The sequence below is a fragment of the Pseudaeromonas paramecii genome, from assembly GCF_039540575.1.
Classification (GTDB): domain Bacteria; phylum Pseudomonadota; class Gammaproteobacteria; order Enterobacterales; family Aeromonadaceae; genus Pseudaeromonas; species Pseudaeromonas paramecii.
In genome coordinates this window covers 109,508-126,160 of record NZ_BAABFC010000009.1, presented here as the reverse complement: position 1 = coordinate 126,160, position 16,653 = coordinate 109,508, and the positions used below count along the sequence as shown (strand labels likewise).

The following is a 16,653-nucleotide window of genomic DNA, read 5'->3' as shown; positions in this document are numbered from 1 at the left end:
AAAGAATGGGCTTTGATGTTGATGAGGATATCCTGCAGGACTTTCTGGTAGAGGCCTCTGAGATCCTGGAACAACTCTCCGAACAGTTGGTGGATCTGGAGAAACGTCCTGATGACCGGGATCTCCTCAACGCCATCTTCCGCGGATTCCATACCGTCAAGGGCGGGGCTGGTTTTCTCTCGCTGACCGAATTGGTAGATATCTGCCACGGGGCGGAGAATGTGTTTGATATGCTGCGCAATGGCCAGCGTCCAGTCGATGCCGAGTTGATGGATGTGATCTTGCAGGCGCTCGACACTATCAATGCCATGTTCGCCCAGGTGCAGAATCGTGAGCCCCTTGATGCGGCAGACGCCAGTTTGCTCCATGCGCTGCATGATCTGAGTCAGCCTGTCTCAGCCGAAGAGTTGGCCGCCAAACAGGCCAAATCGCAGCCCGGGCCGGAACCAGAACCAGCAATGTCCATGCCGGTGGAGTCGACAGCGGCTGGCTCCATTGATGACATCACCGATGATGAGTTCGAGCGGTTGCTGGATGAATTACATGGTTCTGGTAATGCCCCTGGCAGCAAGGCAGACGTCATCAGTGATGAGGGTGACATCACGGATGATGAGTTTGAGGCGCTGCTTGATCAACTGCATGGTAAAGGTGCCCATGGTGGTAAACCGGCCAATCCAACCGTAGAGGCCCAGCAGGAGGCCGACGGACTGATCAATGACGATGAGTTCGAGCGGTTGTTGGATGAATTACATGGCAAGGGCAAGGGGCCGGGTGCCAACACTGAGGCCGGCATCGAGCAAGAGCCGAGTGCAGATAAGCCGGTGCATGTTGAACCTCAGACCGCGGCTGTAACTAAGTCTGCTCCGTCGGCACCTCCTGCAGCCAGCCAGGCTGAAACCACGGTGCGGGTGGATACTCGCACCCTGGATGTGATCATGAATATGGTCGGTGAATTGGTGCTGGTGCGTAACCGCTTAGTCAGTCTGGGTATCGCCAGTAATGATGAGGAGATGAGCAAGGCCGTTTCCAATCTGGATGTGGTGACAGCCGATCTCCAAGGTGCGGTGATGAAGACCCGCATGCAACCGATCAAGAAGGTATTTGGCCGCTTCCCACGCGTGGTTCGCGATTTGGCGCGTAGTCTCAAGAAAGAGATCAACCTGGTGATGGAGGGGGAGGAAACTGATCTCGATAAGAACTTGGTTGAAGCCCTGGCGGATCCGCTTGTTCACTTGGTTCGCAACTCCTGTGATCACGGCGTCGAGTTGCCCGAGATTCGGGCCAAGGCCGGTAAGCCACGGGTTGGCACCATCACCCTTAGCGCATCGCAAGAGGGGGATCATATCCTACTGTGCATCGAGGATGACGGTGCTGGTATGGATCCCGAGAAGCTCAAGCAGATCGCCATCAAACGCGGCATCTTGGATCAAGATGCCGCTGCACGGATGAGCGACAACGAGGCCTATAACCTCATTTTTGCCCCGGGTTTTTCCACCAAACAGGAGATATCAGATATTTCTGGTCGTGGTGTGGGCATGGATGTGGTGAAGACCAGCATCAGCCAGCTCAATGGCTCTGTCTACATCCATTCCGAATTAGGGGTTGGTACACGCCTTGAGATCAAGGTGCCATTGACCTTGGCCATTTTGCCGACCCTGATGATTGAGGTGGGGGCTCAGACCTTTGCGTTGCCGCTTACCAACGTCAATGAGATTTTCCACCTGGACTTGGGTAACTCCAAGATGGTGGATGGTCAGTTGACCATCATAGTCCGTGAGAAGGCGATTCCCTTGTTTTACCTACAAGACTGGCTGGTTCGGGCCAAGGATCGCAAGCCGACCCGACGTGATAAGGGCCATGTGGTCATTGTCCAGATCGGTGCCAAACAGGTAGGTTTTGTGGTGGACAATCTGATAGGCCAAGAAGAGGTGGTGATTAAGCCGCTGGACAAGCTGTTGCACGGCACCCCTGGCATGGCCGGCGCTACCATCACCAGCGATGGTGGTATCGCCTTGATTCTGGATATTCCGAGCCTGCTGAAGGCCTATGCTCGTCGTCGATGATGAGCGCCCAGACGAGAATGACAACCAGATGGCAGTAAAAGTATTAGTAGTTGATGATTCGAGCTTTTTCCGTCGACGGGTATCTGAGATCATCAATCAGGATCCTATGATGGAGGTCGTTGACACGGCTAAAAATGGCAAGGAGGCGGTTGAAAAGGCCGCCTCCTTGCGCCCTGATGTCATCACCATGGACATCGAAATGCCGGTGATGGATGGCATCTCTGCCGTGCGTGAAATCATGGCCAGGACCCCGACACCCATCTTGATGTTTTCTTCCCTGACTCATGAAGGTGCCAAGGCGACGCTGGATGCACTGGACGCCGGTGCGCTGGATTTCTTGCCGAAGAAATTTGAGGACATCGCCAGAGATAAAGAGGAAGCCATCAGTCTGCTGCAGCAGAGAGTCAAGGCCATCGCTCGGCGCCGGGTTTTTGCTAGCCCGTCCCGACCCTTGCCGACTAGCACGGCATCTGGCGCGACTCAGGCTAGTGCCGCGGGGTTGCGAATCAGCCAACGGGCGTCAATTACGGCATCAACCGGTGAACGTTTGACAACGGCTGCTCCGGCCGCGCCGGTCAACTTCAAGCGTTCTGGCAAGCAATATCAATTGATGGCAATAGGGACCTCAACCGGCGGGCCGGTCGCCTTGCAGACGGTGTTGACTCAGCTGCCAGCGGACTTTCCGTATCCTATTTTGCTGATTCAGCATATGCCGGCGACTTTCACTGCTGCGTTCGCCTCTCGCCTAAACGGCTTATGCAAGATTGCCGTGAAAGAGGCGGAGGATGGCGATATCTTGCGGCCGGGAACGGCTTATCTGGCGCCCGGTGGCCGACAGATGTTGGTGGATGGTCGTCCTGGCGGGGCGCGCATTCGCATCATGGATGGTAATGACAAGGTCAATTACAAGCCCTGTGTGGATATCACCTTTGCTTCTGCGGCCAAGGTTTATGGCGACAAGGTGCTCGCCATCGTCTTGACTGGCATGGGGGCCGATGGTCGTGATGGTGCCAGATTGTTGCATGGTCATGGTTCGGTGATCTGGGCACAGGATGAAGCCAGCTGTGTCGTATACGGCATGCCCCAGGCCGTGGTCAAAGCGGATTTGGCGGCAGAGGTGTTGCCCCTGGAGCGAATTGCGCAGCGCATCATGGTTGAGGTTAAGGGCTGACCCACGTTTGCCTATCTTTTTTTTTGGGGTGGTACCTTGTGCGCCTGCTGGCTGTTCAACAGCCGGCGGCGAAAGGAAAGAAACATGCTGGTATGGACTATCGCTAATCAAAAGGGTGGTGTTGGCAAAACCACCACAGTCGTGACATTGGCCGGTCTACTGGCCAGACAGGGCAAGCGGGTATTGCTGTTGGACATGGATCCCCACGGTTCCTTGACCAGTTACCTCAATTTCGACTCGGACTTGTTGGATGGCACCCTCTATGAGCTGTTTCAGAGTGCTCAGCCTACCCGTGAACAGGTGTTGCGACTGACCCTGGGGACCGCCTTTGAGGGGATCTCATTGCTGCCGGCATCCATTACCCTGGCAACATTGGATCGCACCTTGGGCACGCGGGATGGCATGGGGCTTGTGATCAAGCGGGCGTTGCAGTGTGTCGAACCGGATTTTGATGCCGTACTGATTGACTGTCCGCCGGTGCTGGGGGTCATGATGGTCAACGCATTAGCGGCCAGTGATAGGATCTTGGTGCCGGTTCAGACCGAATTCCTGGCGCTAAAAGGTCTGGAGCGGATGGTGAAAACCTTTGAGATTATGGAAAAATCTCGATCTACTCCCTTTCGCTATACCATAGTGCCCACCATGTTTGACAAACGCACCAAGGCGTCATTACAGACATTGCAGGCGATCAAGGCGGAATACGGCGATGTGGTGTGGAATTCGGTGATCCCTATTGATACCAAGTTCCGGGATGCTAGCTTGCAGCATGTGCCGCCTTCTATCTTCGCCCCTGAGTCCAGAGGCAGTCATGCCTATGGCACCTTGCTCAATTATTTACAGCAGCTGGAGCTGGAAACCGGCAAGGAGACCGCATGAGTCAGTCATCGCAGTTCAAGGCGATGGAAGATTATTTCCAGTCGTTGCTCAATGAGTCGGCTCCTGTCCCGAATCAGCCGGTTACTGCGGCTGCGGAGATGCAATCCGTTCCCGTAGCCAAACCCACCCTCGAAAAACCCCGTCAGGCCGAGTTGGAGCAACTCCTTGCCAAGGTACCTGCGCCTAAGGCTGTGGTGTCGGCGCCTACAGCCGTTGTAAAGCCGGTGGTGGCGAAGTCACCTCCTTCGCCGCCACCTGTGGTTTGGCAAAACATTCAGACGGAGCGGGAATTCCAGGCGCTATTTTTCAGCGTTGCCGGGATCACCTTTGGCGTACCGCTTACCGAGCTGGGCGGCATCCATCAGTTGGGTAAACTGAACAGCTTATTTGGCAAACCGGATTGGTTCGCCGGTGTCATGACCCAGCGGGATCGGCAGCTCAATGTGGTCGATACTGGGCGCTGGATTATGCCGGACAAAGAAGCTACCACGGATTACCAATACCTCATCATGTTGGGGGAAAGTACCTGGGGCTTGGCATGCCATGAGCTGATGGGCACAGAGTGGCTCAACCGGGATCAGATAAAGTGGCGAGATAAGGCCGCGAAACGTCCCTGGTTGGCGGGAATGGTGAAAGATAAGATGTGTGCCTTGCTCCACGTACGGGAGTTGCTCACACTATTGAAACAAGGCGTCAATATCGACGGCGTCTGATGTCGCTGGTCACTTCAATCATTGCTAGTGTTGGTATAAAAAGTCCTATACCCGGAATTAAAGGAAGGCAAAATGAATCAGAAACGAAATGTCGCGCAGAACATTGCCGAAGATGAAGTGTTGCAATGGGTGACCTTTCAGCTGGACAAGGAGACATACGGTATCAATGTAATGCAGGTACAAGAAGTACTGCGTTACACCGAAATCGCGCCTGTACCGGGAGCGCCGGATTACGTCATCGGCATCATCAACCTGCGCGGCAATGTCGTAACCGTTATCGATACTCGGTCCCGTTTCGGACTGCCGTCTGCAGAGATCAGTGACAACTCACGCATCGTGATCATTGAAGCGGATAAGCAGGTGATTGGTATTTTGGTGGATAGCGTTGCCGAGGTGGTTTATCTGCGCTCTTCTGAGATCGATGTGGCACCGAGCGTCGGCACCGAAGAGAGCTCCAAGTTCATCCAGGGGGTGAGCAACCGTGATGGCGAGCTCCTGATCCTGGTGGATTTGAACAAGTTGCTCAGCGATGACGAGTGGGACGAGCTGAGCCAGCTCTAATCAGATGGATACTCTGCTCATTCTGTTTTTATTGGTGACGCTGGCGCTCGCAATAGCTTGCGCCGGTGTCTTGTTTTTATGGCGTCAGATAACCCATTTACAACGCAAGCTCTCTGCCATGGAACTGCTGATTAAGGAGTTGAGTCGGGTCAAAGAGAGTACCCGCAAGCAACTCACCGAACTGCATGCCAACGCCTTGGGATTTGGAGTGAAGGTCACCGAGGTGGAAAAAGCCATTTTAGCGGTAGCGGAGCGTCAGCAAGAGTTAAGTCAGCAGGATCCGGAGCGTAAACTTTACAGCCGTGCCGCCAAGATGGTTGAACTGGGTGCCGGTATTGAAGAGATCATGGCTGAATGTGAAATCCCCAAAGCTGAAGCTGAGCTGCTTATCTCGTTACGAGCCAAGGGAAGGTAGTACCTTCCCTTTTGCTTTGCCGCCTTAATCCCTATCTATACCTGTGTATCCACCGCCTCTGTGCCATCCGGTCTGCGCCAGTGTTCGGGGTAACGGCCCTGGAGCAAAAAGGAATAAGCCAGTATCTCTGCTATCACCACATACAGGGCCGGAGGAATTTGCTCTCCTGTTTGCAGGCCCAGCAGCCGTTCTAGCAGCTGGGGATCCTCATGGATGTAGAGTCCTTCCTCTTTGGCCATGGCCAATATCTGTTCGGCTGCCTCGCCGACGCCACGACTACTGACATGGGGCGCTTGCTGGCCGTCATAACGCAAGCCAATGGCCTGCTTTTCTTGAGTATTTTTCATATATGAATGGAAAGACCGTCATTGGTGGGCGGGTTGACTACTTGTGGTGGTTTCACCTTGCCCTGACGGCAGTGAAAACCGGTGGATTGCAGGCCCAATTCGGCAAAGCGTGATTCCAACTGTGGCAGTGTCTGCTTTACCCGTTCGATACCTTCCGTTTGTTCTGCTATGACCATGATACCTATATCCGGGATCTGCAACCTGACCTTGATCTGCAGCGGTCCTACGCCTTCTGGCTCCAGATAAAAACTCAGCAGCCAGTGATACTCCTGCTCCGTATGGCCCCCTCTGTGTATGGTCAGTACAGGCTCATGGGCGCGTTGCGGCGTGGAGGGCAGAGGACAAAGCCAGGGCTGATTGGTGACTGCTGGCTCTTGTTGACTCGCCTGGCGTTGCTCCACCAACTGCAGGCTGGCTGTTCCCAAACGATGCAGTAAGCCATGACTTAACTGTGTCTCCCCTGTCTGAGCTGGGGATGGCTGTAGCGAGGATTGTTGGGCATCAGCCTGGGCCAAACGTTGAGTCAATAGCTGTAACAGCCAGCGTTGAAGGCCTTGTCCCAGCGTATTGTCGGCCAGTGGGGCGCTCATGAAGCGAAGCCACTGTTCGGCCTGTTGTGGTGTATCTAATGGGCGTTGCAGATCGCTCGTGAGCTGCGCCATGGCCGTCTGCAGGCTGCGAGGCAAGACTAGTGTGCTACTGCTATGCAATAAGCGGATCAGTTGTGGTAAAGCCGATAGGTTACTATCGGCTTGTGCCGGTTTGGGCCAGTTTGAGTCCTCGCCCTCAGGGAGTAGCCCCGCAAGGCTGAGCAGCGCATCCCAAGTCAGTTTGTTGCCTGACTGAGGCGTGGAGGCGGTGGAGCTGGCCATTGCTATTGGGGCAAGATTGGCGGACGCTGGCGTTAAGCCCTGGGCCTGTAACAGGCGCTTGACACTGTGCAGTAAAGCCTCGCCCTGCGGCAGCGCCAGGCCGACCGAGTAAGGGGACGCGCGCGTCTCTGATGGAGCCTGATGTTGGGGAGCTTTTGCATCTTGAGGCAATGCGGTCTGCGGTTGGCCAGTCTGTACATTCTGGGGGGGCGCCTTGGCCGATGGAGTCGCCTGAGGTTGTAGTAGAGGTAGGGTCGCTTTGAGTAACGATGGCAGTTGACGCGCAGTGAGCCCGTCAGCATTTTTTTCAGGTGAAGGACTGGCCGGATTACCATCCTTGGCCGCTGCTGGCGCAGTCTTGGTCTGCTGCCGAAACTGCTGTTGTTCCTGCGGTGTCAATTGCTCCATCAATCTAGGGTGTTGCGCCAGTAGCTGCAGCGTCCACTGAAGTAGCGCTCGACCAAGGCCCGGCTGTTGCCGAAGCAATTGGGCCAGCACGCTGTCATTGCTGAGCGTCGACTGCATCATCTGATTGCTGTTGGTGTCTGAGGGTAGGGGATTTTTGTTTGGTAACGGCCAAGCCTGACGCAAGCTAGGTTCAAGCTTTAGCAAGGGGACCAACAGGCGTTGTAACCACATCAGTTCGACGGGGGCATCATCTAGGGTTTGGGCGGCGACGGTCGTTTGACCGCCTTGTAACAGCACCGCGGGAATCTGGCGCAACAAGGTCTGCAAGCTTTGCGCCAATGGCGCGGGTAATTGCCCCTGCGTCGCTGACACCTGCCGCAAAAAATCTTCCAACAGCCCTTTGGGCACGCCAGATCCTTGCGCCGCCGGAGGTGCCGAATTGACATTATTTTGTTCTTCGGTCGGGGCTGTGGTTGGGCGCTCCGGCTGCCAGTGAATCGATGACACGCAAGTCCCCTTTGGTTGCTATTGGCAAAGGCCCATCAGAGGCATCGGGCTTGGGTTAATCAGGCCCAGCTGTGACTGTAGCGCGGGCTTGTTCCGTCGTGTAGCGTCATGCGTCAAGGCGACAACAGATCCGCCATAGCGAATGCTCTGCCTGCAGTGTGGCTCGTTAAGAAATCGCCACTGTTGCTATTGTTATTTCATCGGCATCATCAGTGGTTACTTGATAGGCGGCTGCCGCTGTGAGGCCTAGCACTCCATCGGATCTTAGTGGACCTTGCGCTGTCGGCGAGGCCGGCTCTTATGGTGTTTCGTGAATAAAAGCTGGGTGCACGAAGTCACACTTTTGGATCATAATCTCTTATAATCGTCCGCTTAGATTAACGCAGTGTGTTCAGCACATGTGTGGGGATAATAATGCAGTTTTCTTATCGTGCCTTAGTGTTTGTGCTGTCCATGGCATTGACGCCCTCCTTATTGGCGGAAACCGCTAAACAACAGGACTTGGCGCTTTCCGATACCTCTCCCGTCGCACCTACCGGTGCTCGCTTGTATCAGGGACCAGGAGGGGCCAGCGATCATTTCGAATCCATCAACCGCGGTTTGTGGTGGTTTAACTACGACATCATGGATCGCAAGGCTGTCCGCCCGGTAGTGCATTGGTATGCTGATACTGTGCCTGAACCTTTACGGGATGGCGTGGCTAACTTTGCCAACAATTTCGAAGAACCGAATAACTTCGTCAATAATCTCCTGATCTGGGATCTTCGCGGCTCGTTTGGCAGCGTCTTCCGCTTCATGGTCAACACCACTGTGGGGCTGGGGGGCTTCATCGATGTCGCTTCCCGGCTCGGTGTGGAACGTAACACCATGGAGATGACTACCGTGCTGGGCAAATGGTCTGTCGATCAGGGGCCTTACATCATGTACCCGGTTTATGGCCCCAGTACGGTGCGTAGTACCGTGGGGGATGTGGTGGATGGTCTCTACTTCCCGTTTAGCGAGATGACGTTCGTGATGAAAGCGGCTCGCTGGGGGCTAGACGGTTTGTCGGTGCGCAGCAGCATTATAGCTCAAGAGCCCATGCTGGATAATTCTCTGGATCCCTATGCCAACATTCGCGATTTCTATCTGCAGTATGAGGAGGCCAAGGTGCAAGACCAGACAGGGCCTCAGAGCCTGGCCCCGGCTGAGCCCGCAGATTCCGGTTTGGATGATTATCTGGATGAGATAGATCAGTAACCTCGCCGCTGTTTCCTGCAGGCCGGTCTTGATGACCGGCCTGCTTGTTTTAGTGCAACTTAAACGGGCAAGTGGGTGATGGCAGGCTTGCAAATCTGTGCAGGCTTGGTATGGTGGGATGTCCGCTAGCTATAAAACATAACCAAGTCAATACTGATAGTGATTTTGTAGTCAGCATAGCCGTAAAGAAAAGTTTACTTGGTGACTCCCATGCAGAAAGATGTGCTCAATGACGTAAATATCCAATCCGAGAAAGTGCTGATGACCCCGGCTGAGCTCAAGGATCTCTTCCCGGTCTCTGAGGACGCTCGGGCCTACATCAGCCAGGCGCGCAAGACCATTGCCGATATTGTCCAGCAGCGCGATCATCGTCTGTTGGTGATCTGCGGTCCCTGCTCCATTCACGACATGGAGGCCGCCAAGGATTACGCCAGCCGTCTGAAGAAGCTGCATGATCAATATGCCGATTCTCTGTACATAGTCATGCGAGTCTACTTTGAGAAGCCGCGCACCACGGTCGGCTGGAAAGGCTTCATCAATGATCCGAACCTGGACGGCACCTTCGACGTCGAGCTGGGCCTGAAGAAGGCCCGTGAGCTGCTGGTCTGGTTGGCCGAACTTCAATTGCCGCTGGCCACCGAGGCGTTGGATCCCATCAGTCCGCAATATCTGGCGGACCTCTTCTCCTGGTCAGCCATTGGTGCTCGTACCACAGAATCTCAGACCCACAGAGAGATGGCCTCTGGTCTCTCCATGCCGGTGGGCTTCAAAAACGGTACCGATGGCAATCTGGATACCGCCATCAATGCGATGCAGGCCGCCTCTTCTAGCCACTCCTTCATGGGCATCAACCAGCAAGGGCAGGTCGCCTTGTTGCAGACCCAAGGCAACCCGGATGGCCATGTGATACTGCGTGGTGGCAAACATCCCAATTATGACTCTGTGAATGTCGCCTTGGCCGAGCAGGCTTTGGCCAAGGCAGGGTTGCCGGCGCGGCTGGTGGTGGATTGCAGCCACGGTAACTCCAGCAAGAACCACAGACTGCAGCCGCTGGTGGCTGCCAACGTGCTACATCAGATCCAGGATGGTAATCGCTCCATCATCGGCATCATGCTGGAGTCCAATATTGGTGAGGGAAATCAGTCCAGCGAGCAGCCCAAGTGCGATATGCAATACGGCATCTCCATCACGGATGCCTGCATCGATTGGGAAACGACTGCCACCCTGCTGGCTCACTGCCATCGCCAGCTGACGGATGCCCTCAAGGCTCGACTGTCCGCCTGATGACCCCGCATAATGGGGGGCGGCCGTGAGGTCGGCCCCCTTATTTTTGGATGAGCTTGCATGAATGAAGAATTGAATGCCCTGAGGGATCAGATCGATGGGGTGGATCAGCAGCTGGTGGCACTGCTGGCCCGCCGGCTGGCGTTGGTGGCCGAGGTGGGGGAGGTGAAGAGCCGCCATGGTCTGCCCATCTATGCACCGGATCGGGAGGCGGCCATGTTGGCGCGCCGGCGCGATGAGGCCGCACAGCAGGGGGTACCGCCGGATCTGATCGAGGATGTGTTGCGCCGCGTGATGCGTGAGTCCTATAGCAGCGAGAATGACTCCGGCTTCAAGTGTGTCAATCCGTCATTACGCCAGATCGTGGTGGTGGGCGGCGCCGGTCAACTGGGGCGGCTGTTCGTCAACATGTTCCGCCTGTCGGGTTACCAGGTGGCAGTGTTGGAGCGGGATGACTGGGGGCAGGCTGACGCCTTGCTGAGCCAGGCGGGCATGGTGGTGGTGGCGGTGCCCATCGAAAACACCTGCGACGTCATTGACCGTCTGACCAGTTTGCCACCGGACTGTGTGCTGGTGGATCTCACCAGCATCAAGCAGCGGCCCCTGAGTCACATGCTGGCCGCCCATGCGGGGCCGGTGCTGGGGTTGCACCCCATGTTTGGTCCGGATGTATCCAGTCTGGCCAAGCAGGTGGTGGTGTGTTGCCATGGACGGGATGAGGCGGCCTATCAGTGGTTGCTGGATCAGATGCGCATCTGGGGCGTGCGCTTGCACAGCGTGGCGGCCGCGGATCACGATAACGCCATGAGTTTGATCCAGGCGTTGCGTCACTTCACCAGCTTTGTCTACGGCGTGCACCTGTGTGATGAACAGGCGGATCTCAAGCGCCTGCTGGCGCTCAGCTCCCCCATCTACCGGTTGGAGCTGGCCATGGTGGGGCGGTTGTTTGCCCAGGATCCGGCCCTGTATGCCGACATCATACTGTCCTCGCCCCTGAACGTGCAGATGATCCGTCGTTATCATCAACGCATGGGCCAGGCCATCAGTTTCCTCGAAAGTGGCGATCGGCAGCGCTTCATCGATACGTTTCACAAGGTGTCCGAGTTCTTTGGTGACTATGCCGGCCAGTTCCTGCGGGAGAGCAAACTGCTGTTGGCCCAGGCCCATGATGCTCGGCATCATGAGTCCCTCTAGTCATTTGTTCCAATAAAAACGCCAGGCAATCGCCTGGCGTTTTTATTGGCATCTTGCGTCAACCTCAGGGCAGCAGTGCCGGGGCAATCTCGGTGGGCGCCACATCTTCACTGGGATAGCAGCCCAGTACCTTGAGACTGCGGGTCAGGGGGTAGAGCTCCTGCAGGGCTCGCTGCATGGCTTCGCTGTGCAGATTGACCGCCACATCCATATAGAACATCTCCTCCCATGGGTTGCCCTGAATGGGACGGGACTCCAGCTTGGTCATGTTGATCTGATGGTTGCGCAGCACCAGCAGCACCTCCACCAGGGCACCGGCGTACTGATTGGTGGACATGATGAGGGTGGTCTTGGCGGGCACCTGGGGCACTACCTCGATGGGCTCTCGGGCCACTACGATGAAGCGGGTCATGTTTTCCTGCTGATTGGCCAGCCCACTGGCAATGGAGGTGAGACCAAACAACTTGCCGCCGTCGGCGCTGCCAATGGCGGCTACATTGGGTGAGGCCAGCGCCTGCACCTTGGCCATGGCAGCTGACGAGGAGTCACAGAATACGTGATGGATGTCAGGATGTTGCGCCAGATACCGTGAGCACTGTTGCAGGGGTTGGGGGTGACCGTACAGGGTATCGATCGCCGCCAGCTCGGTGGGCACGGCCACCAGCAGGCAGTGCTCTATGGGGTAGGTCAATTCGCCGACGATGGACAGACTGGTCTGCTGCATCAGATCGTACACTTCATTGATGGAGCCTGAACTTGTGTTCTCGATGGGCAAGACACCAAATTGGCAACGACCGCTTTCTACGGCCTCAATGACTTGGGCAAAGTTGCTGCAGCTGTGTTCGCTCACCTGGGCATAGCGGCCCAGATACTTGCGTGCCGCCAGACTGGAGTAAGAGCCTAGCGGCCCCAAATAGGCCACACTGGTCTCGTCCGCCGCCTGCATCGGGTTGGCCAGACGTTGCAGATAGTCCTGTTGGGTCAGTACCGAGTCTTCAATCACCAGATGATAGAGTTGAGTGACGTACTGGGCGCTCAGGCCCAGGGCGCGTCCCTGCTGAATGAGCCGTACCAGCAGATCCTGTTCCCGGTGGGTATCGCGGATGGGGCGTTGATCGGCCCGTTTGCTGCGGGCTACTTCCAGGCTTAGTTCACGGCGTCGTGCCAGCAGGGCTAGCAGATCGGCATCCAATTGGGTTATCTCGTTGCGAATCTCATCCAGTGTCGCCATTCGGTTCCTCCCTCACTCCCGGCATACAGCAAAAAAAAGGCCTCCCGCTGGGGGAGGCCTCGCACTGTTCGTCTTCAGATTCTCGGTTGCGTGGAGGCGCATCCCCTGGAGGGCGCAGCAAAAGAGACACTATAGAAAAACAGAGACCAAAATAACATGCAATTCAACCTTGGTATCAAGGAGTCATACCAATACGTTAAAAAACAAGGTTATGCAAGCTTCACCGGGAAATTAGCCTGAATTCGCTGCCAATTGACGAAAAAGGCGCCTCAACCGGGGCGCCTTGGCAAAGATGAGTGGAGATTAGATGGCCTCGATTAGCGTGCCCATGCGGCACTGTTCTTTACCGGAACGCTGGGCTCTGTGGGCCTGCGGGCGTGCGGCATACTTGATCAGTTGGCGTTCGAGTTTTTGTCCCAGGGCATTAATGGCGGCATGCAGGTCTTCATGCTCAGCCTGGGCAAACAAGGTGTCATTGGGAATGCCGCAGGTGGCTTCCACAGTGAAAACAAGTCCCTCTTTATGAATGATGACATGGGGGGTGATCAAGGGCACCTGTAGCCGCTCAAGCTTCTCAAACCGGCTGGCAATACGGCCTTGGATTGTCGGGGTAACGTCAAGAACTTTACTGGTGATATCGATTAACATAGGCGAACCCCCTTTGGTTCCTGTTGCTCTTTCACTTTCAGATTAACCCGCCAACGCTTTAATTTTGTGATCTGCATCACTTAATTTGGGCGGCAAAAGATTTGTGCGTGGAAGTGTGATTGTTCTTGGGGAAGCCGGAAAAAACGCTTGAGTATCTCCTGGGGGGAATGCATTATTTTTGCGGTTTTCATACTGATAAATTTAGCGGTTGTTCCAAATATGCCAGCAGTTGCGCATAACCTGGCATAGATCACTTCCTGAGGGGGGATGGAGCCTGGAGAACCGACATCATTGAAGGTAGCCTGTGAGCCTGTTGTCCGGATATGCCATAAGTCGTCTGCTCGACTCTGTTTGTAACGATGCGCCGGCCTTCGCGTTGCCAACCTACCTCTCATCTGACGCTCTTGGCGTCGCCAGCTCGACGCTTAATGCCAAATCTAAAGAGGGACCGAGTGCAGAGCTGCCGTTGACCGATCATCCAGATGAAATCGGCGAGTATTTTCACCAGTTATGCCTGCTGGCGCAACAAATCCTCCCTTATCCCTCCATTAGCATCTGGCTGCACGATGCCAGCAAACAGCATATCGTCTGCTCTCATGCCTTGGGTCCCAAGACGCGGCTCGGTCGCATCCACGCGTTAAGCGAAATTCGTCAGCTGTGGGATGATTTGTCTGCTGGAGAAATCCTTAATATTGTCAACGCTCAGCAGGATCCGCGCTGTTCTTTGCGTTTTTTGGATGAGGAACCGACGGACCTGTTGCTGGCGGCCATCAGGAGTCATGGTCAGCAGGTGGGGGCTCTGGTCTGCCGTCGTCCCAGCCAGTTTGAGCCCTGGCCAGAACATTGCCACGCCATCTTGCGCACCTTCTCCTTGATGGCCGGCCGTGGTCTGGAAAATCTGGATAGTGAGGGCGGTAAGCTGTTGGCCTATCAACGTCAGCAGCAATTGGAACGTATTCACCATGCCTTGTCAGCCAAGACGGGGCGGCCCTTCTTTGATGAGCTGGTGACCCAACTCCGTTTGGTGCTGCAGGCTCAGCAGGTCTGGGTTTGTGAGGCCGAGCAAACCCCGGCCGGTGCCTTTGCTCGCATGATTTCCGAGAGTGATGGTCTTAACGACGGTAGCAGCAGCTACCGTTACGCCCTGCGCAACGCGGCCTGTCGACACGTCTATGAGACTGCGGAGCAGCCGTATCTGGTCCTCAGTGAGGCGCTGACGTTGCCAAGTCGCTACTGTGGGGCGGCGCATTATTGCGGGGTGGCGCTGCGAGATAACAAGCGCAAGGTGATCGGCCATCTGGCCATGACCTTTGAGCGATTGCCCGACGAGTCCTTGCTACAGAGCATCCTGAATCTGGTGTGCCAACGGGCCGGCAGTGAGTTGGAGCGGCAACAGGCCGAAGCCCAGTTACGGCTTTCTGCGGTAGCGTTCGAGACTAACGAGGGGCTCATCATCACGGATCCCGAGCTGGTGATCTTGCGGGTCAATCATGCCTTCAGCCAGATCACCGGCCTATCGGCGCGGGAGGTGGTGGGCAAACGATTGGGGGAGGAGCTCTGGCCCTGGCCTACGGATGTCACGCCACAGTTTGATGATGCGGGGCGTTGGGAAGGGGAGGTAAATCGCTGGCGCCGAGAGGGGGTGGTGTATCCACAATGGGAAACCTGGACGCCGGTCCGCGACGAGGAGCAGCAGATCACGCACTATGTCATCTGCTTCGAAGATCTCTCCGAGCGGCAAGCCAGCGCCCGTCAGATCCAGAGCCTCGCCTATTTCGACGATCTCACCGGCTTACCCAATCGTCGCATGTTGCTGGAGCAGGTGGAACGGGCGTTCATCGCCGCTCGCGAGTCCGAATGGATCGGTGCCCTGCTGTTTATCGATCTGGATCATTTCAAGACCATCAATGACTCCCTGGGGCATGCCGCCGGCGACTGGTTGTTGCAACAGGTGGCCCTGCGCCTGCAGGCCGAACTGGGTCAGGGTGATGTGCTGGCCCGGCTCGGTGGCGATGAATTCGTGCTGCTGCTGCCTATCTTGAGCGAAAGCCCCCCCTTGGCGGAGATGCAGGCCAGCGGGTTGGGGGAGCGCCTGATTGAGGTGCTGTCCATGCCCTATCAGTATCAGGGGCTGGATCTGCACATCGCCGCCAGTATCGGTGTCACCCTGTTTCCCAGCCGGGATCAGCAACCCGAAGATCTGCTCAAGCAGGCCGATACCGCCATGTACCAGGCCAAGGCCGCCGGGCGGCGCACCATCAAGCTGTTTGATGCCGGGATGCAACGTCAGGCCGACCGGCGCCTGCTGATCCACAATCAGCTGCGACATGCCCTGGGCAACAATGAGCTGCTGCTGCATTACCAACCTCAGCACATGGTGGACAGCGGCGAGCTGATTGGCGTGGAGGCCTTGCTGCGCTGGCATCCTCCCGGTCACTCCATGATTTCGCCGGCAGAGTTCATCCCCATCGCCGAAGAGACGGATCTCATCATCGACATCGGTCAATGGGTGCTGCTCGAGGCCTGTCACCAGTTTGTGCGCTGGGAAGAGGAAGGGGTGCGTCTGCCTCAGCTGTCGGTGAACGTCAGCGCCAAGCAATTTCACCACCAGCGGTTTGTCGAGCATATCCATGAGGTGCTTAGTGCCACCGGCATGGAGCCGTCGGCCCTCAATCTCGAGATCACCGAGTCCGTGGTGCTGGGCAATACCGAAGATGCCATCCACAAGATGAGTGAGCTCAAGCAGCTGGGCATCAACTTCTCCATCGACGACTTTGGTACCGGCTACTCCTCCCTGGGTTATCTCAAACGCCTGCCGGTGGACGAGCTGAAGATAGACAGATCCTTCATCCAGGATATCCCCCATGATGTGAGCAACATGGCCATCGTGGAGGCGGTGATGGCCATGGCCCGCCACCTGGGCTTTAACGTCACCGCCGAAGGGGTGGAAACCCGCCAACAGCTGGAGTTTCTGCGCAAGCAAAACTGCAGCTTCTATCAGGGCTTCTTGGCCAGCAAGCCCTTGTCGGCGGAACACATGCAGCGCTATGCCCTGCGTTACCTGCCGGCAGAGTTGCCACATGAGGGAACACTCTAGTGCCCGCCTGATGTAACTTGCACTGCC

The 16,653-nt window shown here is 56.1% G+C and carries 14 protein-coding genes; 10 read left to right on the top strand and 4 right to left on the bottom strand.

All coding sequences use genetic code 11. The features are described from left to right. The first annotated feature begins 5 nt into the window (after positions 1 to 5). From ABD847_RS05995 to ABD847_RS05970, 6 genes are all read left to right on the top strand, one after another. On the top strand, positions 6 to 2,063 hold the full coding sequence (locus ABD847_RS05995) for a chemotaxis protein CheA (RefSeq protein ID WP_345011017.1): 2,058 nt from the start codon (positions 6 to 8) through the stop codon (positions 2,061 to 2,063). Positions 2,064 to 2,091: 28 nt separating this feature from the next. Beyond that, positions 2,092 to 3,234, top strand: a complete 1,143-nt coding sequence (locus ABD847_RS05990; RefSeq protein WP_345011455.1) for a protein-glutamate methylesterase/protein-glutamine glutaminase — start codon at positions 2,092 to 2,094, stop codon at positions 3,232 to 3,234. Between the two features lie 84 nt (positions 3,235 to 3,318). Further along, a complete protein-coding gene (locus tag ABD847_RS05985; RefSeq protein WP_345011015.1) occupies positions 3,319 to 4,110 on the top strand; it encodes a ParA family protein in 792 nt (263 codons plus the stop codon). Further along, a complete protein-coding gene (locus tag ABD847_RS05980; protein WP_345011013.1) occupies positions 4,107 to 4,823 on the top strand; it encodes a chemotaxis protein CheW in 717 nt (238 codons plus the stop codon). Before ABD847_RS05985 ends, ABD847_RS05980 begins: the two co-directional genes overlap by 4 nt. Before the next feature lie 72 nt (positions 4,824 to 4,895). Beyond that, the gene (locus ABD847_RS05975; RefSeq protein WP_345011011.1) at positions 4,896 to 5,384 is read left to right on the top strand and encodes a chemotaxis protein CheW; all 489 of its coding nucleotides are present in this window, start codon (positions 4,896 to 4,898) and stop codon (positions 5,382 to 5,384) included. Between the two features lie 4 nt (positions 5,385 to 5,388). After that, the gene (locus ABD847_RS05970) at positions 5,389 to 5,799 is read left to right on the top strand and encodes a DUF2802 domain-containing protein (protein ID WP_345011009.1); all 411 of its coding nucleotides are present in this window, start codon (positions 5,389 to 5,391) and stop codon (positions 5,797 to 5,799) included. Between the two features lie 35 nt (positions 5,800 to 5,834). Here the strand turns inward: ABD847_RS05970 and ABD847_RS05965 are convergent, their stop codons facing one another. Continuing rightward, positions 5,835 to 6,146 (bottom strand): EscU/YscU/HrcU family type III secretion system export apparatus switch protein, encoded by a 312-nt coding sequence (locus tag ABD847_RS05965; protein WP_345011007.1) that lies wholly within the window; start codon positions 6,144 to 6,146, stop codon positions 5,835 to 5,837. Continuing rightward, complete coding sequence (fliK, locus tag ABD847_RS05960) at positions 6,143 to 7,933, bottom strand: flagellar hook-length control protein FliK (RefSeq protein ID WP_345011005.1); 1,791 nt, start codon at positions 7,931 to 7,933, stop codon at positions 6,143 to 6,145. The genes ABD847_RS05965 and fliK overlap by 4 nt, the downstream gene beginning before the upstream one ends. Before the next feature lie 414 nt (positions 7,934 to 8,347). Between fliK and ABD847_RS05955 the strand changes: the two genes are divergently transcribed. The 3 genes from ABD847_RS05955 (at position 8,348) to tyrA (ending at position 11,650) form a co-directional block, all read left to right on the top strand. Continuing rightward, complete coding sequence (locus tag ABD847_RS05955) at positions 8,348 to 9,172, top strand: MlaA family lipoprotein (protein WP_345011003.1); 825 nt, start codon at positions 8,348 to 8,350, stop codon at positions 9,170 to 9,172. A 210-nt stretch (positions 9,173 to 9,382) separates the two neighbouring features. Then, positions 9,383 to 10,456, top strand: coding sequence for a 3-deoxy-7-phosphoheptulonate synthase (locus ABD847_RS05950; RefSeq protein ID WP_345011001.1), 1,074 nt, complete (start codon positions 9,383 to 9,385; stop codon positions 10,454 to 10,456). Between the two features lie 60 nt (positions 10,457 to 10,516). Further along, positions 10,517 to 11,650, top strand: coding sequence for a bifunctional chorismate mutase/prephenate dehydrogenase (gene tyrA / locus ABD847_RS05945; RefSeq protein WP_345010999.1), 1,134 nt, complete (start codon positions 10,517 to 10,519; stop codon positions 11,648 to 11,650). 64 nt (positions 11,651 to 11,714) lie between these two features. Here tyrA and ABD847_RS05940 read toward each other — a convergent pair whose 3' ends face one another. Then, positions 11,715 to 12,881, bottom strand: a complete 1,167-nt coding sequence (locus ABD847_RS05940; protein WP_345010997.1) for a chorismate mutase — start codon at positions 12,879 to 12,881, stop codon at positions 11,715 to 11,717. 303 nt (positions 12,882 to 13,184) lie between these two features. Further along, positions 13,185 to 13,529, bottom strand: coding sequence for a ribosome hibernation-promoting factor, HPF/YfiA family (gene hpf, locus ABD847_RS05935; RefSeq protein WP_345010995.1), 345 nt, complete (start codon positions 13,527 to 13,529; stop codon positions 13,185 to 13,187). Positions 13,530 to 13,995: 466 nt separating this feature from the next. On the opposite strand from hpf, the gene ABD847_RS05930 reads away from it, so the two are divergent. After that, positions 13,996 to 16,626: a bifunctional diguanylate cyclase/phosphodiesterase gene (locus ABD847_RS05930; RefSeq protein WP_345010993.1), complete on the top strand. Its 2,631-nt coding sequence runs from the start codon at positions 13,996 to 13,998 to the stop codon at positions 16,624 to 16,626. The last annotated feature ends 27 nt before the right edge of the window (positions 16,627 to 16,653 follow it).

What these genes read in the sequence shown, in the direction of transcription:
- ABD847_RS05995 (WP_345011017.1), top strand. Translation starts at nt 6, where the DNA reads ATGGGCTTTGATGTTGATGAGGATATCCTGCAGGACTTTCTGGTAGAG.
- ABD847_RS05990 (WP_345011455.1), top strand. Translation starts at nt 2,092, where the DNA reads ATGGCAGTAAAAGTATTAGTAGTTGATGATTCGAGCTTTTTCCGTCGA.
- ABD847_RS05985 (WP_345011015.1), top strand. Translation starts at nt 3,319, where the DNA reads ATGCTGGTATGGACTATCGCTAATCAAAAGGGTGGTGTTGGCAAAACC.
- ABD847_RS05980 (WP_345011013.1), top strand. Translation starts at nt 4,107, where the DNA reads ATGAGTCAGTCATCGCAGTTCAAGGCGATGGAAGATTATTTCCAGTCG.
- ABD847_RS05975 (WP_345011011.1), top strand. Translation starts at nt 4,896, where the DNA reads ATGAATCAGAAACGAAATGTCGCGCAGAACATTGCCGAAGATGAAGTG.
- ABD847_RS05970 (WP_345011009.1), top strand. Translation starts at nt 5,389, where the DNA reads ATGGATACTCTGCTCATTCTGTTTTTATTGGTGACGCTGGCGCTCGCA.
- ABD847_RS05965 (WP_345011007.1), bottom strand. Translation starts at nt 6,146, where the DNA reads ATGAAAAATACTCAAGAAAAGCAGGCCATTGGCTTGCGTTATGACGGC.
- ABD847_RS05955 (WP_345011003.1), top strand. Translation starts at nt 8,348, where the DNA reads ATGCAGTTTTCTTATCGTGCCTTAGTGTTTGTGCTGTCCATGGCATTG.
- ABD847_RS05950 (WP_345011001.1), top strand. Translation starts at nt 9,383, where the DNA reads ATGCAGAAAGATGTGCTCAATGACGTAAATATCCAATCCGAGAAAGTG.
- tyrA (WP_345010999.1), top strand. Translation starts at nt 10,517, where the DNA reads ATGAATGAAGAATTGAATGCCCTGAGGGATCAGATCGATGGGGTGGAT.
- ABD847_RS05940 (WP_345010997.1), bottom strand. Translation starts at nt 12,881, where the DNA reads ATGGCGACACTGGATGAGATTCGCAACGAGATAACCCAATTGGATGCC.
- hpf (WP_345010995.1), bottom strand. Translation starts at nt 13,529, where the DNA reads ATGTTAATCGATATCACCAGTAAAGTTCTTGACGTTACCCCGACAATC.